This is a genomic window from Nonomuraea sp. NBC_00507 (assembly GCF_036013525.1).
GTDB lineage: Bacteria > Actinomycetota > Actinomycetes > Streptosporangiales > Streptosporangiaceae > Nonomuraea.
In genome coordinates this window covers 920065-942644 of the sequence record NZ_CP107853.1, presented here as the reverse complement: position 1 = coordinate 942644, position 22580 = coordinate 920065, and the positions used below count along the sequence as shown (strand labels likewise).

The window sequence follows — 22580 nt, the reverse complement described above, 5'->3', positions numbered from 1 at the left end:
CCGCGATGTGGGTGCACCGTGAGCGGGGTCGCTGGGCGGCGTTGCTCACCAACAAGTTGTACTACAGCCGGGCCGATCACGCGGATCCGCAACGCGTTCCGCGCCCCGGCCTTGGACTGACTGGCCCGGCTCACCGAGTTGGCTGCAGGCTGATCAGGGCCGCCTTCGCGCTATGGCAGTCGTCTGGATCCGCGTCGACCTGGCCAAGGCAGAACACGGCACAGCCGTGTTCTGCCTTGGCGGAGAGCGTCGCACAGACAGCTGGACCTACTGAACCGATCACACCAGGACGAATGAGAAATCCTGTTTCGTCCTGCGGTTCAGCGGGATATCGATCTTGACTCTGCGAGCGATCTCATGACGGCTGATGCCTAATCCATGAGCGATGAGCCGTTCGGGACGGACTGGCACGGGATCGTCGAAGGTGACCGTGATCTGAACGGGCCACGGATCCTCCGGAACGGGAGGTGCGTGGAGTTCCCAGCACCCGTCCCAATCGAGCGCGAACCGGTTGCGCCGGGCGATCAACGGGTCGAGGAGGGTGTCCACGACGAGGGAAGACGAGTTGGCCGAGTAACCGGCCAGAAGGTCAGCGGGCAGTGAGCGGACCGGGACGCGATCGTGGACGGTGAGCTTGCTGGTCCTACCGCAGGAAACGCAGTTGACCAGGAGCCAGACGTCGAGAAGCTTGCCGTTGGCGTTGACGCGGAACCTGCCGTCGCCAATGGTGGCGCGGCCGGAAGGGCAGTCCACGCACCGGAGGGCGAGCAGAGGCAGGCGGATGCGCCGCACCGCCCAGGGCAGCACGATATGAGGATGTGAAGACATGATCTCTCTGAAGACCTGACGAAGAGCACAAAAAACAGAGCCGACGGCGTCGTCGGCGACCGATGCGCAGGGAAGTGTCAGGTCTAAAGAGCAGGCGGCGTCATGCGCGCGAAGTCCTCACATAGGGGTCGTTTGCCGGTGCGGGCCGATGCTCAGCTCAGGCGGGCTCGCAGGAGGCAGAATTCGTTGCCTTCGGGGTCGGCCAGGACGTGCCAGGGCTCCTCGCCGGTCTGGCCGATGTCGGCCGGGCGCGCCCCGAGCTTCAGGAGGCGTTCGAGTTCGGCGTCCTGATCGCGGTCGGTGGCGTTGACGTCGAAGTGCAGCCGCAGCGTGCCCGTCTTGGGCTCGGTAGTGGGGCTGAAGACCAGAGTCGGCTGCAATCCGCCGAACCCTTCCCGTGGTCCGATCTCCACCGCGCCTTCGTCCTCGGTGTCGAGCACGATGAAGTCCAGCACCTCGCACCAGAACGCCGCCAGCCGTTGAGGATCCCGGCAAGGGATGATCAGTTCGGAAATGCGACAAGCCATGCTCGGCACCCTACGGGCATCAACCACACGCAGCCAATCCTTAAACGGCCCAGGCCCGCGACGCACCGGGCACCCGGGAGCGGCGGGCCGGCCCGATCCGCGCCCGGGCTGCCTTGCCGCCCCGGACCTTGATGCACGACGTCTTCCGATACCCGTTCGCCGAGGTTGGCGTGGGGAGCCAAAGACATCAACACCCTCATCGACCTCCTCGACCCCGACGCCACCGGAATCGCCGACGGCGGAGGCCTGGTCAGCAGCCGGGCCTGGTTCTCCAGCTAGGCGGGCCCACCACGGCGGTGCTGGCGTTCGACATCGCAGGCGACCGGATCAAGCGCATCTGGGCCGTACGCAACCCCGACAAGCTCCGCCCGTGGACGGCAGGCTGATCCCCAAGCCCCCGCCCGTGGCCCCCCCATGGGGGTGCGGCCTCATCGCGCAGCAGGCCCAGCGGGTACAGCGCGAGCCGAACGCCGCCGGCTGCGTCACCAACCGGTGCGGCTCAGCGGGTCCGGTAGCGCGCGTAGATCAGTCCACTGTCGAAGGCACGCTCCTCGACCAGCTCGAGATCGAGGCGCACGCCGTCGGGGAAGAACCGCTTGCCGCCGCCGACCACGCTCGTGGTGATGAACAGGTGGTACTCGTCCACCAGGCCGGCCGCGATCGCCTGCGCCGCGAGGTTCGGGCCGTCGACGGTGAGGTCGTGATCAGCCTCTGCCTTGAGCTTGCGCACCGCGTCCGGGTCGAAGGTCCGCTCGATCCTGGTCTTCGCACTGGACACCGACTCGAGCGTCGTGGAGTACACGATCTTCTCCGCGGCCTGCCAGTCGCGGGCGTACTGCAGGATGTGCGGCGGCTGGTCGGGCTCGGTGTGCGCGGTCTCCCAGTAGACCATCGTCTCGTACATCCGTCGGCCGTAGAGGTACGTGCCGACGGGGCGGAAGAGGTCGTTGATGAAGGTATGCACCTCCTGGTCGTCGGCCCCGGTGCCGAGGTCGCCCTCCGCCGCCTCGGCGTAGCCGTCGAGCGAGGTGATCATCGAGTAGATGAGCTTTGCCATGCGTCTCCTTCGGGTACGAGCGCGTCAGTCTGCCAGCGGTCCTGCAGGTTGTGACCTCCGCACGACCAGGAACTCATCGATCGGCTGGCCGGCCGGTTCCGTCAACCGTCAGATCCCGGACGAAGCGCACCTCGGGCTGCCCGTCCAGCTCCACCGACCCGGCCAACACGAACCCGCCCGGGTGAGCACCGCCTGCGAGGGGTCGCGCAGGGTCGTCCCGTTCCGCCACGAGAGTGTCAAGCAGGTTCGTCACGAATCATTCCCGTCTTGTGACCGACTGTGGATGCGGCACCGCTCTCGGTCGCGTCGCGCACAACTTCTTGGAGGAAACGGCCGAATACGGCCTTGGCGATGTCCAGCGCGCGGCCGAGGAGTACTGGACGGTGCTGCTGCGAAAGCCTGACGATCCCGACTTCCCCAGTCATCTTCGCCCGGACCTCTCCGAGGATCTCGCGTACCTGCACGGCGAGGCCCGTCGTAGTCGGCGTCGGCCACGAGGAGAATGCCCGGGCCACCGGAGCGCCACTGCCCGGCGGCCATCAGCCGTTCGATCACCTCACGCAGTTGGGCGGCGGTCACCGTGGCCAGATCGTCAGCGGCCGCCAGCCGGAGCCTCGGGCCGCTTGTTGCGTCCTATCCGACCTTGAGGGCCAGCTTCCCGACATAGTGATCGTTTAGAGCGCGATGCGCATCCTCGACTCGCTCCAACGGGAAGGTCCGGGCGACGTGGACCTCGAAGGAGCTCGCCTCGATGATCGCGTTCAGCCGATCGGTGGCGGTGCGGCTTCGATCCCCGTCGTAGTAGGACACCGTCGCGCCCGGCGACGTTACAGGCACGGGCAGGACACCGTTCGGCCAGGCGATCCGTCCCGAGTTCTTGATCGCGCGAAGAGACCGTTCGGCAGTCTCGCCTCCCACGGTGACCAGAGCCGCATCGAGCCCGCCTGGTGCGAATTCGAATGCCGCAGCCAACACATCGTCTTTGCGACCGTCGATGGCGTTGTCGGCGCCCAGTCGCCGGGCCAGGGCGACACCGTCGTCACCAGAGGCCACGGCCAAGACTCGGATGCCGCTGTGCCGCGCCAGCTGTACGGTCAGGTGCCCGATACCCCCGCTGGCCCCGAAGACCATGAGCGTCTCGTCCGGCCGCAGGCCGAGCAGATCGAGGCCGCTCAATGCGGTCAGGGCATCCCAGGCCATCGCGCCGGCCTGTTCGGTCGGCATCCGGTCGGGAACGCGCGCCACGTACTCCGCCTCAACGACGGCGTACTCGGCGTAGGAGCCGCCACGCGGCACCGGCATCGTCGCAGCGTAGACACGCTCGCCCACGTCGAACCGGGTGACGTTGCGTCCGACCGCGGCCACCGTGCCTGCTGCGTCCCAGCCGAGGACATAGGGGAAGGTCGACGCGACGCCGAAAGCGCCGTCGTAGTCCCCCTCCCGCTCGACCGCGTCCCAGGACCCGACCCCTGCGAACTCCACCCGGATGAGGACGTCGTCGTCGCCGACCTCCGGGAGCGGTATCCGGCGCGACGAGAGTTCGTCGACTCCGCCGAACCGGTCAAGGACGACCGCGTTCATCTGCGGCACCACGATCGCGCCGCCCGCTGTGCGCTCGACTCTGCTGTCCATCAGCCATCCTTCTTTACTTGAGTAGCTCAAGGATCATTGGATCACAACTATTTGAGTGAATCAAGTAACTCCACTAGGCTGGGCGCCATGGCGCTGCCGAACGGACCCGTAACCACCTCATCCGAGGCCGAGGCCGCCTTGTTCGACCTGGTCGACGTATACGACCGCGCCTACGAGGCGGCCGCGGCCGAGCTGTCGCTCAGCCCGGCGCAGGCATGTGTGCTCGGGCGACTCGACGAGCGACGCGGCATGGGCGCCTTGGCCAAGGAGCTCGGCTGCGATGCCTCCAACATCACCCAGATCGTCGTGCGTCTCGAAGCGCTCGGCCTCGTGGCCCGCGAACCGAATCCCCGGGACCGCCGTGCACGACTCGTCGCGCGAACTCCCCGAGGAGACGAGATCAACCACCGGTTCGCAACAGCCTTCACTTTCGCCCGCACGGCGGTCGGACGACTCTCGCCCGACGAACAGGATCAGTTGACGGCGCTGCTGCGAAAAGCACTGGGCTGACACGCACCCGCGGCCCACCCAATCAAGGTGGATCCAACGGCTTCATGGGTGTGGACTGCAGCAGTCTCTAGTTGCTCGCCGTCACGCTGCGGAGCTCGACGGAGGCATGTTCTGCGACGATGAGCATGAGCGCGTTTCTGTCTTGGCTCGTGGTGACGTTCAGGCCCATGGGATGTCTTTGCCGGTCGGCCGGTACTCGGCCACCAGCCCAACGACCTCAAACGGCCAAGGAGACACGACGTCGGCGGGCAACCACCCCGACTTTCAGCCCGGAACGGGCATCCCCGCGGCGGTGCTCGAAAGCGAGGCGCGGGCGGTGATGGCCGAGCTGGTCGCAGCCACGGGCGGGCCGATGGTGCATGCCCTGCTTCCATCGTGCTGCCGCCTGGTCGGCGGCGGGCAAGATATGCGCGTACCCCGCAAAATCGGTTGCACAGGTCGTCATGATGGTGACATGACGTGGACAGCACCCGACGTAGAGCGGGGACCTCGGTCGGACATGGCCTGTGGCGAACGCGAGATGTTGGATAACTGGTTGAAGCTCCGCCGGGTGTTCCTGCTGCGCAAATGCGCCGGCCTCACCACCGAGCAACTGAAGACCGCCTCTGTGGAGCCGTCCAACCTGACGCTGCTCGGCCTCCTGCGACACATGACGGAAGTCGAGCGCTTCTGGTTTCGGGAGAAGTTCCTGCACGAGGACCTGCCCGAGCTGCACATCACCGAGGAGTACGAAGACGGCGACTTCGACCTGGTGGCCGACGCCGACGCCAAGGCGGACTACGCCGCCTTCCTCGCGGAGACGGCTGCGTGCGACGCCGCGGTTGCGGGCATCGACCTCGACGAGCTGGCCGACGATCCCAGGGCGCCGACCGGCAAGGTCAGCCTCCGCTGGGTCTACATCCACCTCCTGGAGGAGTACGCGCAGCACACCGGGCACGCCGACCTGATCCGGGAGCGCATCGATGGGGGCACGGGAGCGTAGCGGCCCTTCCGGCATTACCCGTATCTAGGTCCTGGCCCCTCACCGACGTACCCACTGATCAGCTGAGTGGTGGTTGGCCGTAGCTCCAGAACTCGTCCGGGAAACCGGCGGAAGGAAGGCCCAGGCTCTATCGCCAGGAGAAGCCGCTGTCCAACTTCCACGACCTGGTCGCCAACGACGCGACCACCGCCCTGATCATCAACGTGATCAACCGCCGTGGGGCAGTTCCAGCGCGACCTGCAGATACGCGACTTTCGTTGACCTCGGCAATTTGGTGGGTGGCAACGGAGCAAGAGGTGCACGTACCACCTTGATCATTTGAACGGGTGCGCTCAGTGGACCCCTTACGCCCTGCGGTCAAGATGATCGAGAAAACTCATTTGAACCCGTCAGTGCCCACTAGAAGGCGTTCAGACGGACAGGTCAAATGACGGTCAAATGACCAAGGGCCTGATTCTCGGTCTTGAGAATCAGGCCCTTGACCTGTGGCAACTCTATCGGGGTGGCGGGGATTGAACCCACGACCTCTTCGTCCCGAAGTTTCGGCAGGAAGATCATTGAAAGTGTCTGCGCTGCTCAAAGGGGTTGTTGGTGGTCACCTACGGACGGTGGCGTACGGCGCGGTTGCTGCACTTTGCTGCTGCCCCTGGTGCACAAACGCAGGGCCGATCCCGTGGACGGGCAGTGCCGATATCGAAGCGTTGCGGTGGTGCAGGATCTGATGGGGAAGATCATCTAGGGGACCACTAAACTTGATCATTAGTGAGGCCACGGGCCTCACCGCGCGAAGCGTGGCCCTGGTGCCCTGGGTGATCTTCGAGGGTCCCATCTGATCCGGCTCCGAAACGCTTCGATATCGGCGCGGACCAGGAGCGGGATGGCCCCGGCCGTACGGACGGCAACCCGGCTGACGTTGCGGCGCGTACCCGTGCGGACCGATGCGCGGGGTGAGGCGTTGCGCGGTGCCGGCGCGCGTGGCCGTCAAGGCCAAAGCGTGGCCGGGCGACCGCGCCCAAGTGAGCCGAGTCTTCCCCTGCATTGCACCGGTCAACGCGCGACACCTGCGCTCCGATGGTCGGTCCGCACCTGGCGTCCGCGCTCTTCCGCGTGTGGTGATCAGCCCTGCGGCGCGCGAGAGCGCGCCCTTGAAGTAGTAAAGAAAGTCCTCACAGGTCAGTGCGGCCACTCGTGTTTGAGAACGGAATACAGGATGCTGTCTCGCCATGCTCCGTTGGTGAACACGTGATCGCGAATGCGGCCCTCGGGGAGGAAGCCAAGTTTGGTCACGAGCGCCATGGACGCCACGTTCTTCGGACCGATAGCAGCGCTGACGCGGTGAAGGTCGAGCTCGCGGAAGCCGAAGTCCGTAAGGGTACGGGCAGCGTCGGTAGCGAAGCCGTGACCCCATTCGTCCGCTGTGATGGCGAAGCCGAGTTTGGCGGCCTTCACACCGGACAAGCCGAGACGACCGAACCCGATCAGGTCGCTGGAGTCCTGCTTGGTCACTGCGAGGTAGTACTCGGTACGTAGGTCTTCCTGGGCACGCGCGACGATACCCGCCACCATGTCAGCAGCCTGATCACGGGTGCGGGTATCGAAGGAAAGCCAGTCAGTCACACGAGGATCGCCAACGATGCGGAAAGCGCCGTCAACGTCGTCGGGGCGAAACTCGCGGAGGATGATCTTTTTGCCGACCAGGTGAACCGGATACATGATCCGGAATCTACATCGGGAGTGCCTTCATCGGGGTCCGGGTGAAGAACTCGATGCGTTCTTGCAGCTCACGAGCCTCACCGCTAGCTGGCGCTTTGGAAAGCACCTGGTGAACATGCTCAACGGACTGGATGATGCCGTTGATGCGCTGTTCGGGCGGCAGATCGAGGACCGGCGCAAGGGCCTCAGTTGCTCCCTCGACCTCCCCGCGCTGAATGCGCGCGATAGCGAGGTCTGAGTGGCTTCCGGCCTGGTCACCGAACGCCCACTCGGGACGGCTCGTGTCGGCATACTCCACTATGGCTTCTGCGGAGTAGCGTTCCGCGTGCTCTGTTTCGGACGGAAGCCAAGCGAGAGCATCGGCTGCGTAGTAGAGCTGACGTGGGCGGCTGAATGTGGCGATACCACCCAGCTCATCCATCTCGTCCGGCTGGACTCTATTCCATGAATCCTCGGCGCGTTGGATTGCGGCCGTGGTATTGATCGCGTTACCCAGAGCTGCCCAGCTTCGCGCCTCGTTCATGGCCAACCACACCATCGATGTGTTCCGCGAACGGGTAGCAAACTCGGCCCCCTGTTGTGCGTACCTGATCGCCTCATTGTGACGCTTGGCCCAGTACGACACGAAGGATTGAAGTCCACGAATCCAGGCGCGCAGTCCGTCATGGTCGGAGTGATCCGCGCACATGAACGCTGTGCGTGCCTGGGTCATGGCAGCGTGTGGGTCCGCGAGGTCGTGTGATGCTTTGGCGAGCAAGCCGCCGTTGACTCCTGCCAGGAAGTAGAGATGTTTGGCCTGGTCGGGGCGTTGCCGTTGTTCCAACAGGGAGAAGAGCAGGTCTTGGACGCTCACCAGGTCAGCGAGTATCTCGGAGAGTGGGCGCTGCGGGTAGGCCATCGCTAGCTCGTGAACGTCTTCATGGATTTGTTCAAGAGCGTCTGATGTCAAGCCGATCTGTCCGGTGATGAGTGCGAATTGCCGTGCGCGGTTGGCTGCCATGCTGATCATTCCCCTGTCTGTAGCGGCCTCGATGAGGGCCGGTGTACCTGTTGCAATGGGCTCGATAAGCCCGGTGCTACGGTCCTGCCAGGTGGTGAGCAGCTGGTCAACAGGTTGACCGAAGAGCTGTTGCAGGACACGTCGCGTAACAGGCGTCGTGCCATCACGTTCCCCCGATGCGAGGCGGCGGAGGTGCCGGGCACTGATCGTGGCGTCTTCACCGAGGTCTCTGGCCTTCCGATGAAACTCGGTGACCAGCTCCTCGTATGTGCGGTCCTGCTGCCAGATCAGGAACTCTAAGACCGTGCGGGGTTCGCGTCCTCGTCGGTCGTTCGGCACCTTGACCTCCCTCGTGGAAAGGGGCTTGACCTCAGGTTCAGTCAGACGTTGGGGCTGAAACAAGACAGCTCGGCAAATGGTCCGCGCGCGGTCCTTCACATGTCCGCGTCTGGTCCATTACTGACCCTCGCTGTGTCCTACGGCTTCGTTTGACTCTTCCAGTGTGACTCATTCCACGTCACGGCGAGAGATCAACATCCAACAGAACGGAGTCGAGATCATGCGTCTCAAGCTGGACACCTCTGGCGTCGCGTTCACGGCGTCGCAGGAGCCGCAACCCAAGAACGACAGCGAGGGTCGGCAGCGTATGGAGAAGATCAACGGCAAGGAGACGGGCCGCGCGCTCTGGACTGTTCAGGTGGTCGCCATGGCCCCTGACGGTGCCGAGGTCATCCGGGTCACCGTGGCTGGAGACAAGCCGAGAGTTGGCCCTGGAATGCCCGTGCACTTCATCGGGCTCGAAGCGATCCCCTGGGTTCAGGGAGAGCGCAACGGAACCGCCTTCCGCGCCGAGCAGATCACGCCCGCACAGCCGAACCAGAAAGCCGCCTAGTTCACGAGTCGAAGCGACTCATCCCCGCGTACACCGTCCAGCGCAACCCCGTCAGAAGGGAACAGCACATGTCCACCACGCCCAGTATCAACGGCACCACTTCGACCGAGCAAAACGACAAGTGCGAGCGCAAGCACGGCATGGCCTACCTCCATGACGCGCAGCTCCACCACGCTGCCACCCTGTTCGACACGGCCGTCTTTGAGGTCAACAGGCTGGCCAACGCTATCCAGCGTGAAGCAAGTACCTGCCTCTACGACCGAGGCGAGATCGACGAGAAAGCGATCCACGACCAGCTCACGGAGGCTCAGAACCTCCTCCTGGCCGCGCTGCACTTCTCCACCGAGCTGCACCAGCTCACCTGCCCCAACCAGCAGCAGAACGACACCCCCGAAGAGTCCTACACGGGCTTCACCATGCCCGACGACAACATCCCCTTCTAGCAGGGAGAACCGTCATGACCTACTTCTACGTCATCACCGTCGCCGCCCCCGTAGTCGGAGGAGGGGAACGCCGCAACACGCTCACGGGAATCTGGGCCACTGACCAGCAGACCCGACACGCTGTCTTCAACGAAATCTACGAGTTCGCCAAGCAGCAACTCCAGGTAGACAGCCTCAACGTCATGTTCTACCAGTGCGAACCCAACCAGTTCGCCCCTAGCGACGCTCTTACCGTCGCCTGATCACCGAAATGCCGGGCCTGGAGGTTGCCGCCTCCAGCCCGGCCCCAACAACCAACCCCACCTCAAGCCAAGAGAGAAGGGAGCCGTCGTCATGTTCGACGGTATCAAGCGATCCTGCGTGCGCCTAGTCGCGTACCTCGACGAACGCATCTGCGCCCGAGACGACGACATCGCCACCCGGATGGGTTGGCAGATCACTCGTACCGGCTTCGCCAGCCGGACCTACCGCGATCCCCGCTTCGGCCAGCTCAAGGTTGCTGACGTGCAACCGGAACGGCGGTCGGCATGAACATCGAAATCAATCACGAAGCCGTGGCCTGGCTGGAAACCAACTTCGATCAACGCATGCAGACCTCGTCTGCGCATGGCCCCTGGCCTGAAGGCGGAGGGGTCATGTTCACGATCAAAGACGATATCGCGGAATACGAAGGGTGGGACTGGTGATGTCTCGCTCCCGTAGCCAGTTCCGCAACCCCCGTAACAACCCGTACCAGACCCACGATCGCACCATGGTCACGGTCAGCAACAGCGCTGCTGGAAGCCTCTGGCGCTGGCGTACCGAACTCATCCTCTTCGCCCTGGTCGTGCTCGCCACGGCCTTCCTGGGCAACTGGGTCAATGCCACCTGGAACTTGACCGGATGGCCGCTCCTGCTCGTCGCCCTCGGCGCGTGGCTGCTGCCCTTCGCGGCCCTGTTCGCCGTGGTTCCCATCCGCCGCTGGTTCTTCGCGCACGCCTGGTGCCTGATCACCCGGCACCGCCTCCAGCGACTCTGTCACGAAGCACACCGTCTGCACACCAAAGCCGGACGGCTGCCGCTGATCCTGTGGATCCGCCCCACCAGCGTGGGCGAACGCGCCCACCTCTGGCTACGCGCCGGAATCTGCGTCGAGGACATCGAAGCGCACATCAGCGAAATCCGCACCGCCTGCTACGCCCGTGATGCACGGGTGCAGGTCAACCCTCGCTGGACCCACCTGGTCACCCTCGACATCATCCGCCGCGACACTCTGGCGGCCTCCACCACGATCGTCCCCCTCATCCGCGACAGGCAGAACCAAGCCTCCTCGGACGCCTAACCCTTCCGGGGCCGATCACCACGCACACGGGCAAGCCCTCGACGCCTCGTGCCACACAGGCGCGAGGGCTTCCCCTTCCACACCCCGAAACGGAGAACCCATCATGCTCTTCGACGAATGGGCCTGCGTCCGTTGCCAAGACGCCATGTACGGCCCCCGTCCCGACGACGGTCTCTGCGGCGGCTGCCTCCAAGAACTGGAGACCCAGCCCCCCGAGGTCCGCAACGCGTGGGGAGTGACCCACGATGACACCTGAAGCCGCTGCCATACCGGTCGGCTCCCTATCCATCTGGGATCCTGTCCACCTCGGCTTGGACGAAAACGGAGCCTCCGTCCACGTCCGCCTGGCCGAGCGCAACATGCTCATCGGCGGCGAACCCGGCGCCGGTAAGTCCGCCGCCCTCCAACTCATCGTCGCGCACGCAGCTCTATCCCTGGATTGCCGCCTGATCCTGGTCGACGGCAAACGCGTCGAACTCGGCATGTGGCGCGACTGCGCCGAACGCTTCATCGGCCCCTCCATCGACGAAGCCATCGACACCTTCAAATGGCTTCAACGAGAAATCGACGACCGCACCGACTGGCTACTCTCGGTCGGCAAACGCAAGATCACACCCGACCTTGACTTCCCGACCTACGTGGTCATCGTCGATGAGATCGGCTACTTCTCCGCCACGGTCGGCACACCCGCCGCCCAGAAGGAATTCAACGCCCTCAACCGCGACATCGTCGCCCGAGGCCGCGCCCCCGGCATCCTCCCCGTAGAGGCCACCCAACGCCCCTCCGCCGACATCGTCCCCACCAGCATGCGAGACCTGTTCGGCTACCGGTGGGCCTTCCGCTGCTCCACCGAAGCCTCCTCCGACACCATCCTCGGCCATGGCTGGGCCGACCGAGGCTACTCCGCCACCACCATCGACCCCCAAGCACGCGGCGTCGGCTGGCTCCGCGCCGAAGACGGCATCCCCCGCCGCATCAAAGCCGCCTACCTCACCGACCAGGAAATCATCTACCTGGCCAACTACGCGGCCCAACTCCGAGGCCGCCGCCACCTTCACGCCCTCGACGGCGGGGAGGTCGCATGAAACCCCACCACCTTCCCCCCACACCCGGTAGCACACCGGGCATCCTTCGCGATTCCAGCGTCAAGCCGACATTGACAGCAAACCGGCCACGACGAGTCGTCGAAAACGACGACTACGCCGCCTTCCTCCGACGCGTCATACGCGCCTACGGCCGCCGCATCGCCACCGGCGACATCGAAGCACTCACCGACGCCATCGCCTTAGCCCAAGAACTCGACACCACCATCGCCCAAGCCGTCGCGGGCCTGCGCGCCTGCGGCTACTCCTGGACCGAGATCGCCCGCCCCCTCGGCATCACCCGGCAAGCCGCCCAACAACGCTGGGGCGGTGACGCTCAATGAGCCGCACCTACTGGGACCCCACCGGAGCCGAATTCGGCATCCCCACCTACCCGTACCGAATGGCCCCCAACGGCCTGGCAACCCGCCGCCAACTCGCCGCTCTCGGACTTCGACCTGGCGGCCAAGACATCCAAGCCCAGATCATCTGGCGTCGCGGTAAACGCGTCGCTTACCTGTACGCCATCGACCAGGCCAAGCCCAAGCGAGCCGCGACTACTGCTCAACTAGTCGCCCTCGAACGGGCTATGCAAGCCCGCCGCACCTGCCCGGACTGCTTGCGGGATGTCGGCTACTGCCTGCCCAAGCGCTACGGCACCTGCCTCGACTGCGTAGAGGCCGCATGACCGCCTCGACCATCGCCCTCGGCCCCGAACCACATACCGGCTCGGGACCGGGAGCGACTGCCGAGACACCCCTCCTGCGCGACCTGATCCAACGAGCAGCGCGCGATGACTACGACCAATGGCTATCCGACGCGATGGCCACCGGCGGCTGCACCCACCCTGTACGACTGCAAGGCGAGATCGCCCACGTGGCCCCCACCGGCGAACTCATCGATGTCCACCAGACCAACGACCACCCAGACGGCATCCTCTACACCTCCTGCGGCAACCGTCGCGAAGCCGTATGCCCGGCCTGCTCCCAGGTCTACAAGCGCGACGCCTACCACCTCATCCGCTCCGGTCTGGCGGGCGGCAAAGGTGTTCCCGACACCGTCAGCCAACACCCCGCAGTCTTCGCCACCCTCACCGCTCCCTCCTACGGCCTGGTCCACACCCGCCGCACAGCCAAAAGCGGCAAGCAGGTCCCCTGCCGACCACGCCGCAACCGGGAGTACTGCCGCCACGGACGCGAAATCTCCTGCGCCAGGATCCACCGCGAAGACGAACGATGCCTCGGCCGGCCCCTCTGTCCCGAGTGCTACGACTACGCCGCCGCCGTGGCTTGGAATGCTCACGCCCCCGAACTTTGGCGACGCACCATGATTACTCTCCGGCGCATACTCGACCGTCGCGCGAAGCAGCTCGGCGTCAAGGTCGTCGTCCGTTACGCCAAGGTCGCCGAATTCCAAGCACGTGGACTCGTCCACTTCCACGCCCTGATCCGCCTCGACGGCCACGACCCAGACGACGCGATCATCCCACCCCCGCCAGAGATCACCCCCGACGACCTGAAAGACGCCCTCCAGCAAGCCGTACACAACACCTGGTTCGCCACCCTCGACCACCCGCGCAAACCAGGCGGCTGGGACATCACCTGGGGCGACCAACTTGACATTCGGCACGTCCAGCTCTCCGGCGATGGCGAAATCACAGACGGCCACGTAGCCTCGTACCTGGCCAAATACGCCACCAAAAGCACCGAAGCCGTGGGCGCGGTCTCCCGGCGCATCACCGAGAACAATCTCGACATCTACGCGCCACCGCACACCCACCTCGGACGACTCATCCGCGCCGCCTGGACACTCGGCGACCACCCCCACGACGACTTCAAAGCCCTCCGCCGCTGGGCACACATGCTCGGCTTCCGAGGCCACTTCACCACCAAAAGCCGCCGTTACTCCACCACCTTCAAAGTCCTCCGCGCTGCGCGGCAAACCTGGCGCCGACGCCAACATCGAACCGCGGAAACCTTCGACGAACTGGACACCACCCTCATCGTCGGCTTGCTGACTTATGCCGGAACTGGCTGGCGCACTCAAGCAGACGCTCTCCTGGCGGTCACCGCCGCCGCCAAAGCCCGCGAGTATGCCGCCGTGGCCCGTGACGAGATCGCATCCATGGTCACCAGTGCGGAAGGGAGGTGAACATCATGACCGTGATCATCAAGAAGTGGCACACGATCGCCGAGGTCGCCGAGATGCTCAACTTCGGCCTAACCAAGACCAAGTTCTTGGTGCTGTCAGGTGAGATCCGCAGCATCAAGCACGGACGACACCGCCGCATCCTCCCCGAGTGGGTGGACGAGTACGTAGCCAAGATCGCAGAGGAGCAACATCCGTGAGCAAGGGCAAGAGACGACGCGGGAACGGAGAAGGTTCGATCTACCCCGCTGAGGGCGGCTATCGCGGCTTCGTCTGGGTCACTGGTCCGGACGGGTTACGACGTCGCAAGTACTTCCGGGCCAAGACCTACGAAGATGCCAAACGGAAATGGCTCAAGCTTCACGCCCAAGCCCGGGAAGGCCCGGTGGCCTCTGACCTGCCTCGGCTTGGCGACTTCCTCGATTATTGGCTTCGTGAGGTCGTTGTCACCGATCTCGCACCGTTGACCGCGAGCACGTACGAAACCATGGTCCGGCTCTACATTAAGCCCCATCTCGGCACCAAACGCCTCGACCAGATCCAGGTACGCGACATTCGCTTGTGGATCAACAAGCTCCGCGTGACCTGTCAGTGCTGCGCCCAGGGCAAGGACGAAAGGCGGCGTCAACCCCGATGCTGCGCCCTTGGCCGCTGTTGCAAGCAGATCGCATCCGATCGGACGATCAAGGACGCTCGTGGCGTGTTGCGAAGTGCGCTCAACGTGGCCCTGTCTGAAGAGTTGATCAGCAAGAACCCGGCAACAGCGGTGCGGCTGTCCGCCAAGCGCAAGCGGAAGATCAAACCTTGGAGCGTAGAGGAAGCCCGTCAGTTCCTCGAATCGGCCAGGCAAGACACCGATCCTCTGTATGCCGCCTACGTACTGATCCTCGTTCTGGGCCTACGTAAGGGTGAACTGCTCGGCCTTACCTGGGATCGTGTCAACCTCGACTTGGCAGAACTGGATGTCTCCCGGCAGCTCCAACGGGTCAGGCGGCAACTTCACCACCGCGAGACCAAGACGGAAGCGTCCGATGCCGTTCTGCCGCTGCCAGAGATCTGCGTAACGGCGTTTCGCAAGCGGGAGAAAAGCCAGGCTGATGCCCAAGACCGTGCTGGAGACGCCTGGATCGACTCCGGGTTCGTCTTCACCACTGAGTACGGCACGCCGTTCGAGCCGAGGAACTTCAACCGGCGCTTCGATACCCGATGCCGGAAGGCTGGAGTCCGGAAGATCACGATTCATGACACGCGCCACACGTGCGCGTCTCTTCTCGCCGCGCTGGACGTTCACCCGAGGGTGGCCATGCAAATCCTGCGGCACAGCGATATCAAGGTCACGATGGAGATCTATACCCATGTCCCGTCCGAGGAGACCAGGAAGGCGCTCAAGCGTCTCGGTGACAGCCTGGACCGGTAGCCGCAACTGCTGCCGAAGTAGCTGCCAGAAGATCAAAAAGGCCACTTCCAGCGATTGGAAGTGGCCTTTGAGCTGGGTCGGGGTGGCGGGATTTGAACCCACGACCTCTTCGTCCCGAACGAAGCGCGCTGCCAAGCTGCGCTACACCCCGGCGCACGCCGGTCTTGCGCGTGCTTGGAAAAGTCTAGCGGACTCTCAAGGTGGTTGTGACCGCCTTTATCTCCGGGGGACGAGGGTGAGGAGGGAGGCCTCGGGGAAGCAGGCGAAGCGGGCAGGTGCGTACGGGGAGGTGCCGAGGCCGGCGGACACGTGGAGCCAGGCGGACTCGTGGTGGCTCAAGCCCTTCACCCTGGCGCGGTCGATGCCGCAGTTGGTCACCAGGGCGCCGTAGAACGGGATGCAGAGCTGGCCGCCGTGGGTGTGGCCGGCCAGCAGGAGCTGGTAGCCGTCGGCGGCGAAGAGGCTCATGTTGCGGGGCTCCGGCGAGTGCATGACGCCCAGGCGGAGGTCGGCGTCCGCCGGGGCGGGTCCGGCCACCAGGTCGTAGCGGTCGCGGGAGATGTGGGAGTCGTGGATGCCGGCCACTGCCACGTCGAGGTCGGCCACCTTGATGCGGGCCGTGGTGTTGTTCATGTCGAGCCAGCCCTCGGACGCCATGCCTGCCCCCAGTTCCTCCCAGGGGAGGTTGGGTATGTGCTGGCGGCGTTCGTTTCTGGACGTGCGCCACAGGTAGCGGGCCGGGTTCTTCGGCTTCGGGGCGTAGAGGTCGTTGGAGCCGTAGACGAACAGGCCCGGGCGGGACAGCAGCGGCTCCAGGGCGTGGAGGAGCGAGGGCACGGCGTCCGGGTGGGCGATCGAGTCGCCGGTGTTGACGACCAGGTCCGGCTTGAGCGCGCCCAGCGAGCGGACCCAGTTGATGAGCATCGTGCGGCGTGGCGTCAGATGCAGGTCCGACAGGTGGAGGACGCGCACGGGACGCTGGCCGCGCTCGAGCACGGGCACGTCGAAGCGGCGCAGCCGGAACGAGTTGCGCTCCACCACAGAGGCGTAACCCAGCCCGGCCAGGCCGAGACCGAGCATGGACAGAGGTACTGCGACGGCTTTCCTCACCTACTCATGATGCCCGACATCCGGCGCGAGGTGTCCGCGCAGGCGGCAAGATGGACCGCATGAGCGCATTGAAAGACAAGCTGAAGGCCGATCTGACGGCCTCGCTGAAGAGCCGGGACGAGGTCCGTCTCCGGACGATTCGCATGGCACTGGCCGCGGTGAACGTCGAGGAGGTCGCTGGCAAGCAGGCCAGGGAGCTTTCGGATGACGAGATCATCAAGGTGCTGACCAAGGAGGCCAAGAAGCGGCGGGAAGCGGCGGAGGCGTTCAGCAACGCCGGGCGCGCCGAGCAGGCGCAGGCGGAGCTGGACGAGCAGGCGGTGCTGGAGGCTTACCTGCCGGCGCAGCTGTCCGACGAGGAGCTGGTCGAGCTCGTCGACGCCGCCATCGCCGAGGCCGGCGCCTCCGGGCCGCAGGCCATGGGCCAGGTCATGAAGGTCGTCAATCCGAAGGTCGCGGGGAGGGCCGAGGGGGGTCGGGTGGCTGCCACCGTCCGGGCCCGCTTGGCCGCAGGCTGACGCCCGCCACCGCCAGGGCCCCTTTGGCCGCCAGGGCCCCTTTGGTCGCCGGCTGACGCCCGCCACCGCTGTACAGGCCCGCTTCGCCGCCGCCGGTCGGCACGATCGCCTGCGTTCGTCGCCACTCGCCGCGCTTCGGTGCAGGGCCCTCAGGGGGCGAGGCCGGGACGAGGTGCAGGAAGCGGCGGTGACGATCGCGATGGGTCCTCGGTGAGCGGTGGCGATCGCGATGCGGCCCCGGTAAGCGGTGGCGATGATCGGCCGACAGCGTCGGAGACCTGCGGCTGGGCCTGCTGACCCGTGGCGGGTCTCGCGCAGGCCCCTGGCCGGGTCTCGCGCAGGCCCGTGGTGGGTGACCGGCTCAGTCGCCGGGGACGACGATGGGGCCGGCGTCGCCGCCGCGGCCGCGCCCGTCGCCGTTGTTGCCCGGCCCGTCCCCCTCCGGCGGCCCGTCGCCGTTGTCCGGCGGGTCGAAGATGTCGAACGGGTCGCCGTCCCTGGGCCCTTCCTCGTCCTTCTTCTCCTTCTTGGGCTTGGGCGCACACTGCTCCGTGCACCCGCCGAAGCGCGATCGGTCCACCGGCGTGAAGTCGACCGCCTCGATCCCCTTCAAGGCGTCGATCATGGATTCTTTCCAGATCCGCCCCGAGATGGACGCCCCGTACACGTACGAGTAGTAGCGTCCGCCGATCGTGATGCTGGTCAGCTTGTGGCCGGAGGCGCCGCGCGGGTCGCCCAGGCTGACCGCTGAGGCCAGGTTCGGCGTGTAGCCGGCGAACCAGGCCGACATGTAGTTGTCGGTGGTGCCGGTCTTGCCCGCCGCGTCCCGGCCGATGCCGCCGACCTCGCGCATCGTGCCCTTGGTGAACACGCCGGACAGGATGCCGTTGACCGCGTCCGCGACCTCTTCCTCCAGGACCTGCGAGCACTTGGGCTTGTACTGCTTGGCCTTGCCGTTCCTGTCCTTGATCTCGGTGATGGCCAGCGGCTTGCAGTATTGCCCGCGCGAGGCGAAGACCGCGTAGGAGCTGGCGATCGTGATCGGATCGACCTCGTTGACCCCCAGCGTGAACGTCTCCACCTCAGACAGCTTCTGGCCGTCGGCCCGCTTGACCCCGAGCTTCTTGGCCATCTTGACCACGCTGCAGAGCCCGACCTTCTCCTGGAGCTTGATGAAGAACGTGTTGACCGAGCCCCACGTGCCGCTCTCCAGGGTCTTGAAGCCGCCGCCGCCCTCGCTGGAGTTGCGCACCTCGTGCGACGGGTCGCCGACGTTCTGGCCCTTGCAGTTCTTGAACGTGCTGTAACCGCCCGCCCGGTAGCCGGCGGGCGCGGGGAAGCCGTCGCCGTACTTCAAGCCCTCTTCCAGCGCCGCGGCCAGCGTGTAGACCTTGGCGGTCGAGCCTTGCTGGAAGCCGGTGCCGCCACCGTGTGCCGCGTCGGCCACGATGTTGTAGCTCATCTCGTTCTTCTTCTTGCTCCCGCCGAACGTCCGCGAGGCGGCCATCGCCTTGATCTCGCCGGTGCCGGGGACGACCATGGCCTGCGAGGCCACGGGCTTGTCCTTGCGGGAGACGAACTCCTTGATGGCCTTGTCGGCGGCGGCCTGCATCTTGGGGTCGATGGTGGTCTTGATCGTCAGACCGCCCCGCTGGAGCAGCTTCCTCCGCTCGTCCGGGTTCTTGCCGAACTCCTCGTTGTTGAGGATCTCGTACTGGACGTAGAGGCAGAAGTACGGATATTTGCTGGCCTCGCAGCCGCCGGGGAACTCGACGTCCTTGTATCCCAGCTTCTTCACCTTGGCCTCGGCGGCCTCCTGCGGCGTGATGTTGCCGATCTGGACCATGCGGTCCAGCACGGTGTTACGCCGCTGCAGCAGCCGCTCCCGCGACTCGGGGCCGACGTTGGGGTCGGTCCTGGCGGGGTTTTGCACGGCGCCGGCCAGCGTGGCGGCCTCGACGAGGGTGAGCTCGGAGGCGGGCTTGTCGAAGAAGCGCTTGGCCGCTGCCTGGATGCCGTGGGCGCCGGCGCCGAAGTAGGCGATGTTGAGATATTTCTCGAGGATCTGGTCCTTGGCGTATTTCTCCTCGATGGCCATTGCGTAGCGCAGCTCGGCCAGTTTGCGGGAGAGTGTCGGGGCGATGGCCGCCGCCTGCTCCTCCGGCGTCTCGGCCTTGTTGACCAGCACCTGCTTGACGTACTGCTGGGTGATCGACGAGCCGCCCTGCGTCACGCCACCCTGCGTCAAATTCTTGAGGAGCGCTCTGGCCGTTCCTTCCACATCGATCGGCCCGTGCTGGTAGAAACGGAAGTCCTCGATCGCGATCAGGGCGGTCCGCATGATCGGGGCGACCTGATCGAGGCGTACGGACTGGCGGTTCTCGTAGTAGAAACGCCCGATCTCCTTGCCGTTGGCGTCTTGGAGGATCGTGCGCTCGGGAAGAGGGGGTTCGTCGAGCTCTTCGGGCTTGAGGTCGAGGGCCTCGACGGCGCTCTTCGCCGACACTCCCGCGCCGCCGACCGCAGGCAAGGCCACGGCGGCCGCGAGCACCCCAGCGGCGGTCCCCGCGATGATCAGACGCAGGAGAGCCAGGATGGGGTTGGAGCGATCTTTGCGCTGCGCTTGCACGCATCCAAGAGTACGTGGAAAGCCTGACGTTTTCGGTATCCGACCCCCATTTCGCCTTGACTGGTGGGGGTGACTAGTCATTCCCGGTCAAGACTGCCGCGAGAATTTGGTCCTCTGGGGTCTGTCGGCCCGAACGTCTCGTTGCGTACGTTCTCCTCTGCGGCAACTGAATACGGAGGCTCGGCGCCCGCGCCCGTCGGCCCCAAATGACGACTGACCACCTAAGGGGAGTGGGGTCGAAAATGTGGATCACGGATTGGACCTCCCGTGCCGCCTGTAAAGGTGCGGATCCGGATGCCCTGTTCGTGCAGGGCGCCGCGCAGAACAGGGCGAAGCTCATCTGCCGGGGTTGCCCGGTCCGTACTGAATGCCTCGCCGATGCGCTGGACAATCGCATCGAGTTCGGGGTGTGGGGCGGTATGACCGAACGGGAACGTCGCGCGCTCCTGCGACGGCGACCCGACGTGGACTCGTGGCGAGAGCTGCTCGAGTCGGCGAAGGAAGAGTACGAGCGGACCAATGAGTTGATCGCGGGCTGAGCCAAGCCCGGCGAGCCGTGTACGGCCGGCGCCGTCCGCCGGCCGTACTTTTATGAGACGACTACGTGCTCGCCAGCAGCTCCCCGATCTGCCGCAACCCGGCAAGATCGTGAACGTCTTCGGACATGGCGCGGACCTGCGCCACGGGCACCGTGGGGTGGGCCGAGACGAAGTGTTCGCGCTCGCGGCTCTCGCGGGCCTTGAGTTGCATCCGCCCGGCGTGCAGCCGCAGCACGGCGGTGGTCAGCTCGTGTTCGCCCCGGGACTCCAGGTCCTCGGCCGCGGCGGCGCTACGGGCCGCTGAGAGCGCGACGGCAGGGGACATGTGCACCCGGTTGACCACCAGGCCGGCCAGGGGCATACGTTCCTCGGCGAGCCGTTCGACGAAGTAGGACGCCTCGCGCATCGCGTCGCGCTCCGGCGTGGCCACCACGAGGAAGGCCGTGCCAGGGGCCTGCAGCAGCTTGTACGTCATCTCCGCCCGCTGCCGGAACCCGCCGAACACGGCGTCGAGCGCGGACACGAACGTCTGCAGATCCTTGATCACCTGCGCGCCGAGCAGTTTGGTCATGGCCCCGGCCATCAGCCCGAACCCGGCGTTGAGCAGCCGGAACGCGCTGCGCCCCCCGGCCTTGGCCGGAGCGGTCAGCAGCCGGATGAACCGGCCGTCAAGGAAGCGCCCGAGCCGCTCGGGAGCGTCGAGGAAGTCGAGCGCCGAGCGTGACGGCGGCGTGTCCACGACGATCAGGTCCCACTCGTCGGAGCGGCGCAGCTGGCCCAGCTTCTCCATGGCCATGTACTCCTGCGTGCCGGAGAAGCTGGAGGACAGCGACTGGTAGAAGGGGTTCGACAGGATCTGGCGGGCCCGCTCGGGATCGGCGTGCGCCTCGATGATCTCGTCGAACGTGCGCTTCATGTCGAGCATCATGGCGTAGAGCTGGCCGTCGCCGTCCGGTGAGCTGATCAGCCGAGGAGTGTTGTCCAGCTCGGTGAGCCCCATCGACTGCGCCAGCCGTCGCGCCGGGTCCACGGTCAGCACGACGGCGCACCTGCCGCGCTCGGCCGCGCGCAACCCCAGCGCCGCCGCGGTCGTGGTCTTGCCCACGCCGCCGGCGCCGCAGCAGACGATGATCCTGGTGCCGGGGTCGTCGAGTATCGCGTCGATGTCCAGCCTGGTGGGCTTCTTCACGCTGCTCCCTGGGTGCGGATGCTCTCTGCCAGCTCGTACAGTCCCGCCAGGTCCACGCCGTCGGCCAGCAGCGGCAGCTCATACCTCTTCAGCCCGGCCTCGGCCAGCGACTCGCGTTCGGCCTGCTCAAGCTCGGTGCGGCGGGCGTGCTCGGCCACCTCTTCGGCGAGCGACCCGGCCAGCGTCGCGGCCTCCGCGCCGTCGGCCAGCCCCGCCGCCTTGAGCCCGAGCACGAGCTCGCCGACGTCGAAACGGCCCTTGACAGCCGTGTCAAGAGCGGCCGGTGGAAGCAGGGATTCACGAACCATGTTGACGAAAATCCCACCGGCGGGCAGTCCGGCCGAACGCAATTCCGCGATGCCGTCGAGCGTCTCCTGAACGGGCATCTCTTCCAGCAGCGTCACGAAGTGCACCGCCGTCTCCGGAGATTTCACGACACCGCTGACGAGGTCCGAGTGGTTCTTGATCGGTCCCACCTTGGCCAGCCCGGCGACCTCCCTGGTGACGTTTAGGAAGCGCGTGATGCGGCCGGTGGGCGGCGCGTCCAGCACGACCGCGTCGTAGATCCTGCGGCCGTTCTTGCCCCGCCTGCGCACCGCCTCGGTGGTTTTGCCAGTGACCAGCACGTCGCGGAAGCCCGGCGCCACGGTGGTGGCGAAGTCGACGATGCCCATCTTGGTCAGCGCCCGGCCGGCCCGGCGCATCCCGTAGAACATCTCCATGTACTCGAGCATGGCTTCTTCGGGGTCGATCGCCAGCGCGTACACGTCCCCACCGGACGGCGCGACGGCGATCCTGCGTTCCTCGTACGGCAGCGGCGGCAGATCGAAGATCTGCGCGATGCCCTGCCGGCCCTCCACCTCGACCAGGAGCACCTTACGGCCGCCCGCGGCCAGTGCCAGGGCGAGCGCCGCGGCAACGGTCGTCTTGCCCGTGCCGCCCTTTCCAGTGACGACATGGAGCCGTACGCCGGCCCAGTCCGAGTCCGGAGAGTCCACGTTTCGAGGCTACCGAACGGTCACTTGTCGAATGCCGGTGACCAC

The 22580-nt window shown here is 65.7% G+C and carries 29 protein-coding genes and 1 tRNA gene; 17 read left to right on the top strand and 13 right to left on the bottom strand.

Annotated features, from left to right (window positions below):
• Positions 1-279: 279 nt before the first annotated feature.
• The 5 genes from OHA25_RS04935 to OHA25_RS04915 all read right to left on the bottom strand — a co-directional run bounded on the left by OHA25_RS04935 (position 280) and on the right by OHA25_RS04915 (position 4044).
• On the bottom strand, positions 280-807 hold the full coding sequence (locus OHA25_RS04935) for a DUF1062 domain-containing protein (protein WP_327586415.1): 528 nt from the start codon (positions 805-807) through the stop codon (positions 280-282).
• Between the two features lie 173 nt (positions 808-980).
• Positions 981-1355: a VOC family protein gene (locus OHA25_RS04930; RefSeq protein ID WP_327586414.1), complete on the bottom strand. Its 375-nt coding sequence runs from the start codon at positions 1353-1355 to the stop codon at positions 981-983.
• Between the two features lie 499 nt (positions 1356-1854).
• Positions 1855-2412, bottom strand: coding sequence for a dihydrofolate reductase family protein (locus OHA25_RS04925; RefSeq protein ID WP_327586413.1), 558 nt, complete (start codon positions 2410-2412; stop codon positions 1855-1857).
• Positions 2413-2648: 236 nt separating this feature from the next.
• Entirely contained in the window at positions 2649-2876 is a 228-nt protein-coding gene (locus OHA25_RS04920) for a hypothetical protein (RefSeq protein WP_327586412.1), read from the bottom strand.
• 169 nt (positions 2877-3045) lie between these two features.
• Complete coding sequence (locus tag OHA25_RS04915) at positions 3046-4044, bottom strand: quinone oxidoreductase family protein (RefSeq protein WP_327586411.1); 999 nt, start codon at positions 4042-4044, stop codon at positions 3046-3048.
• A gap of 87 nt (positions 4045-4131) precedes the next feature.
• Here OHA25_RS04915 and OHA25_RS04910 point away from each other — a divergent pair, with 87 nt between their 5' ends.
• Positions 4132-4554: a MarR family winged helix-turn-helix transcriptional regulator gene (locus tag OHA25_RS04910; RefSeq protein WP_327586410.1), complete on the top strand. Its 423-nt coding sequence runs from the start codon at positions 4132-4134 to the stop codon at positions 4552-4554.
• Between the two features lie 106 nt (positions 4555-4660).
• Positions 4661-5536, top strand: a complete 876-nt coding sequence (locus OHA25_RS04905) for a DinB family protein (protein WP_327586409.1) — start codon at positions 4661-4663, stop codon at positions 5534-5536.
• A 423-nt stretch (positions 5537-5959) separates the two neighbouring features.
• On the opposite strand, the gene OHA25_RS04900 is transcribed toward OHA25_RS04905, so the two are convergent.
• The 3 genes from OHA25_RS04900 to OHA25_RS04890 form a co-directional block, all read right to left on the bottom strand.
• Entirely contained in the window at positions 5960-6094 is a 135-nt protein-coding gene (locus OHA25_RS04900; protein WP_327586408.1) for a hypothetical protein, read from the bottom strand.
• A gap of 615 nt (positions 6095-6709) precedes the next feature.
• Positions 6710-7249, bottom strand: a complete 540-nt coding sequence (locus OHA25_RS04895; RefSeq protein WP_327586407.1) for a GNAT family N-acetyltransferase — start codon at positions 7247-7249, stop codon at positions 6710-6712.
• 10 nt (positions 7250-7259) lie between these two features.
• Positions 7260-8588: a hypothetical protein gene (locus OHA25_RS04890; RefSeq protein ID WP_327586406.1), complete on the bottom strand. Its 1329-nt coding sequence runs from the start codon at positions 8586-8588 to the stop codon at positions 7260-7262.
• Between the two features lie 220 nt (positions 8589-8808).
• Between OHA25_RS04890 and OHA25_RS04885 the strand changes: the two genes are divergently transcribed.
• The 13 genes from OHA25_RS04885 to OHA25_RS04825 all read left to right on the top strand — a co-directional run bounded on the left by OHA25_RS04885 (position 8809) and on the right by OHA25_RS04825 (position 15552).
• Positions 8809-9141 (top strand): hypothetical protein, encoded by a 333-nt coding sequence (locus OHA25_RS04885; RefSeq protein ID WP_327586405.1) that lies wholly within the window; start codon positions 8809-8811, stop codon positions 9139-9141.
• A gap of 68 nt (positions 9142-9209) precedes the next feature.
• Positions 9210-9584 (top strand): hypothetical protein, encoded by a 375-nt coding sequence (locus tag OHA25_RS04880; RefSeq protein ID WP_327586404.1) that lies wholly within the window; start codon positions 9210-9212, stop codon positions 9582-9584.
• A 14-nt stretch (positions 9585-9598) separates the two neighbouring features.
• Positions 9599-9826 (top strand): hypothetical protein, encoded by a 228-nt coding sequence (locus OHA25_RS04875; protein ID WP_327586403.1) that lies wholly within the window; start codon positions 9599-9601, stop codon positions 9824-9826.
• 91 nt (positions 9827-9917) lie between these two features.
• Positions 9918-10115 carry a hypothetical protein gene (locus tag OHA25_RS04870; RefSeq protein ID WP_327586402.1) on the top strand — a complete coding sequence of 66 codons (198 nt, stop codon included), beginning with the start codon at positions 9918-9920 and terminating at the stop codon, positions 10113-10115.
• Positions 10112-10270, top strand: a complete 159-nt coding sequence (locus OHA25_RS04865; RefSeq protein ID WP_327586401.1) for a hypothetical protein — start codon at positions 10112-10114, stop codon at positions 10268-10270. The genes OHA25_RS04870 and OHA25_RS04865 overlap by 4 nt, the downstream gene beginning before the upstream one ends.
• Positions 10270-10905: a hypothetical protein gene (locus OHA25_RS04860; protein WP_327586400.1), complete on the top strand. Its 636-nt coding sequence runs from the start codon at positions 10270-10272 to the stop codon at positions 10903-10905. The genes OHA25_RS04865 and OHA25_RS04860 overlap by 1 nt, the downstream gene beginning before the upstream one ends.
• A 103-nt stretch (positions 10906-11008) precedes the next feature.
• Positions 11009-11161 carry a hypothetical protein gene (locus OHA25_RS04855; protein WP_188188907.1) on the top strand — a complete coding sequence of 51 codons (153 nt, stop codon included), beginning with the start codon at positions 11009-11011 and terminating at the stop codon, positions 11159-11161.
• A 55-nt stretch (positions 11162-11216) separates the two neighbouring features.
• Positions 11217-11990, top strand: coding sequence for an FtsK/SpoIIIE domain-containing protein (locus tag OHA25_RS04850; RefSeq protein WP_327586399.1), 774 nt, complete (start codon positions 11217-11219; stop codon positions 11988-11990).
• Complete coding sequence (locus OHA25_RS04845; RefSeq protein WP_327586398.1) at positions 11987-12331, top strand: hypothetical protein; 345 nt, start codon at positions 11987-11989, stop codon at positions 12329-12331. The genes OHA25_RS04850 and OHA25_RS04845 overlap by 4 nt, the downstream gene beginning before the upstream one ends.
• A complete protein-coding gene (locus OHA25_RS04840; protein WP_327586397.1) occupies positions 12328-12675 on the top strand; it encodes an RRQRL motif-containing zinc-binding protein in 348 nt (115 codons plus the stop codon). Before OHA25_RS04845 ends, OHA25_RS04840 begins: the two co-directional genes overlap by 4 nt.
• A complete protein-coding gene (locus tag OHA25_RS04835) occupies positions 12672-14138 on the top strand; it encodes a replication initiator (protein ID WP_327586396.1) in 1467 nt (488 codons plus the stop codon). Before OHA25_RS04840 ends, OHA25_RS04835 begins: the two co-directional genes overlap by 4 nt.
• Positions 14139-14143: 5 nt before the next feature.
• Positions 14144-14335 (top strand): helix-turn-helix domain-containing protein, encoded by a 192-nt coding sequence (locus OHA25_RS04830; RefSeq protein ID WP_327586395.1) that lies wholly within the window; start codon positions 14144-14146, stop codon positions 14333-14335.
• Positions 14332-15552: a site-specific integrase gene (locus OHA25_RS04825; RefSeq protein WP_327586394.1), complete on the top strand. Its 1221-nt coding sequence runs from the start codon at positions 14332-14334 to the stop codon at positions 15550-15552. Before OHA25_RS04830 ends, OHA25_RS04825 begins: the two co-directional genes overlap by 4 nt.
• Positions 15553-15629: 77 nt before the next feature.
• Here the strand turns inward: OHA25_RS04825 and OHA25_RS04820 are convergent.
• Together OHA25_RS04820 and OHA25_RS04815 are read right to left on the bottom strand one after the other, a co-directional pair.
• Positions 15630-15703 (bottom strand) — tRNA-Pro (locus OHA25_RS04820).
• 65 nt (positions 15704-15768) lie between these two features.
• Positions 15769-16632 carry a metallophosphoesterase gene (locus OHA25_RS04815; RefSeq protein ID WP_327590927.1) on the bottom strand — a complete coding sequence of 288 codons (864 nt, stop codon included), beginning with the start codon at positions 16630-16632 and terminating at the stop codon, positions 15769-15771.
• Between the two features lie 89 nt (positions 16633-16721).
• On the opposite strand from OHA25_RS04815, the gene OHA25_RS04810 reads away from it, so the two are divergent.
• Positions 16722-17180, top strand: a complete 459-nt coding sequence (locus OHA25_RS04810) for a GatB/YqeY domain-containing protein (RefSeq protein ID WP_305914322.1) — start codon at positions 16722-16724, stop codon at positions 17178-17180.
• A gap of 361 nt (positions 17181-17541) precedes the next feature.
• Here OHA25_RS04810 and OHA25_RS04805 read toward each other — a convergent pair whose 3' ends face one another.
• Entirely contained in the window at positions 17542-19809 is a 2268-nt protein-coding gene (locus OHA25_RS04805; protein WP_327586393.1) for a transglycosylase domain-containing protein, read from the bottom strand.
• Positions 19810-20051: 242 nt separating this feature from the next.
• Between OHA25_RS04805 and OHA25_RS04800 the strand changes: the two genes are divergently transcribed.
• The gene (locus OHA25_RS04800) at positions 20052-20348 is read left to right on the top strand and encodes a WhiB family transcriptional regulator (RefSeq protein WP_020542548.1); all 297 of its coding nucleotides are present in this window, start codon (positions 20052-20054) and stop codon (positions 20346-20348) included.
• 61 nt (positions 20349-20409) lie between these two features.
• Here the strand turns inward: OHA25_RS04800 and OHA25_RS04795 are convergent, their stop codons facing one another.
• Both OHA25_RS04795 and OHA25_RS04790 read right to left on the bottom strand, forming a co-directional pair.
• Positions 20410-21537 carry an ArsA family ATPase gene (locus tag OHA25_RS04795; protein ID WP_305914324.1) on the bottom strand — a complete coding sequence of 376 codons (1128 nt, stop codon included), beginning with the start codon at positions 21535-21537 and terminating at the stop codon, positions 20410-20412.
• Complete coding sequence (locus OHA25_RS04790; protein ID WP_327586392.1) at positions 21534-22535, bottom strand: ArsA-related P-loop ATPase; 1002 nt, start codon at positions 22533-22535, stop codon at positions 21534-21536. Before OHA25_RS04790 ends, OHA25_RS04795 begins: the two co-directional genes overlap by 4 nt.
• Between the last annotated feature and the right edge of the window lie 45 nt (positions 22536-22580).

Bases quoted from the DNA above. Each gene is read 5' to 3' on its own strand.
- OHA25_RS04865 (WP_327586401.1), top strand. From the start codon at position 10,112: ATGAACATCGAAATCAATCACGAAGCCGTGGCCTGGCTGGAAACCAAC.
- OHA25_RS04840 (WP_327586397.1), top strand. From the start codon at position 12,328: ATGAGCCGCACCTACTGGGACCCCACCGGAGCCGAATTCGGCATCCCC.
- OHA25_RS04930 (WP_327586414.1), bottom strand. From the start codon at position 1,355: ATGGCTTGTCGCATTTCCGAACTGATCATCCCTTGCCGGGATCCTCAA.
- OHA25_RS04800 (WP_020542548.1), top strand. From the start codon at position 20,052: ATGTGGATCACGGATTGGACCTCCCGTGCCGCCTGTAAAGGTGCGGAT.
- OHA25_RS04885 (WP_327586405.1), top strand. From the start codon at position 8,809: ATGCGTCTCAAGCTGGACACCTCTGGCGTCGCGTTCACGGCGTCGCAG.
- OHA25_RS04905 (WP_327586409.1), top strand. From the start codon at position 4,661: ATGTTCTGCGACGATGAGCATGAGCGCGTTTCTGTCTTGGCTCGTGGT.
- OHA25_RS04830 (WP_327586395.1), top strand. From the start codon at position 14,144: ATGACCGTGATCATCAAGAAGTGGCACACGATCGCCGAGGTCGCCGAG.
- OHA25_RS04875 (WP_327586403.1), top strand. From the start codon at position 9,599: ATGACCTACTTCTACGTCATCACCGTCGCCGCCCCCGTAGTCGGAGGA.
- OHA25_RS04915 (WP_327586411.1), bottom strand. From the start codon at position 4,044: ATGGACAGCAGAGTCGAGCGCACAGCGGGCGGCGCGATCGTGGTGCCG.
- OHA25_RS04900 (WP_327586408.1), bottom strand. From the start codon at position 6,094: ATGATCTTCCTGCCGAAACTTCGGGACGAAGAGGTCGTGGGTTCAATC.
- OHA25_RS04835 (WP_327586396.1), top strand. From the start codon at position 12,672: ATGACCGCCTCGACCATCGCCCTCGGCCCCGAACCACATACCGGCTCG.
- OHA25_RS04895 (WP_327586407.1), bottom strand. From the start codon at position 7,249: ATGTATCCGGTTCACCTGGTCGGCAAAAAGATCATCCTCCGCGAGTTT.
- OHA25_RS04845 (WP_327586398.1), top strand. From the start codon at position 11,987: ATGAAACCCCACCACCTTCCCCCCACACCCGGTAGCACACCGGGCATC.
- OHA25_RS04855 (WP_188188907.1), top strand. From the start codon at position 11,009: ATGCTCTTCGACGAATGGGCCTGCGTCCGTTGCCAAGACGCCATGTAC.
- OHA25_RS04815 (WP_327590927.1), bottom strand. From the start codon at position 16,632: ATGCTCGGTCTCGGCCTGGCCGGGCTGGGTTACGCCTCTGTGGTGGAG.
- OHA25_RS04860 (WP_327586400.1), top strand. From the start codon at position 10,270: ATGTCTCGCTCCCGTAGCCAGTTCCGCAACCCCCGTAACAACCCGTAC.
- OHA25_RS04910 (WP_327586410.1), top strand. From the start codon at position 4,132: ATGGCGCTGCCGAACGGACCCGTAACCACCTCATCCGAGGCCGAGGCC.
- OHA25_RS04925 (WP_327586413.1), bottom strand. From the start codon at position 2,412: ATGGCAAAGCTCATCTACTCGATGATCACCTCGCTCGACGGCTACGCC.
- OHA25_RS04870 (WP_327586402.1), top strand. From the start codon at position 9,918: ATGTTCGACGGTATCAAGCGATCCTGCGTGCGCCTAGTCGCGTACCTC.
- OHA25_RS04880 (WP_327586404.1), top strand. From the start codon at position 9,210: ATGTCCACCACGCCCAGTATCAACGGCACCACTTCGACCGAGCAAAAC.
- OHA25_RS04810 (WP_305914322.1), top strand. From the start codon at position 16,722: ATGAGCGCATTGAAAGACAAGCTGAAGGCCGATCTGACGGCCTCGCTG.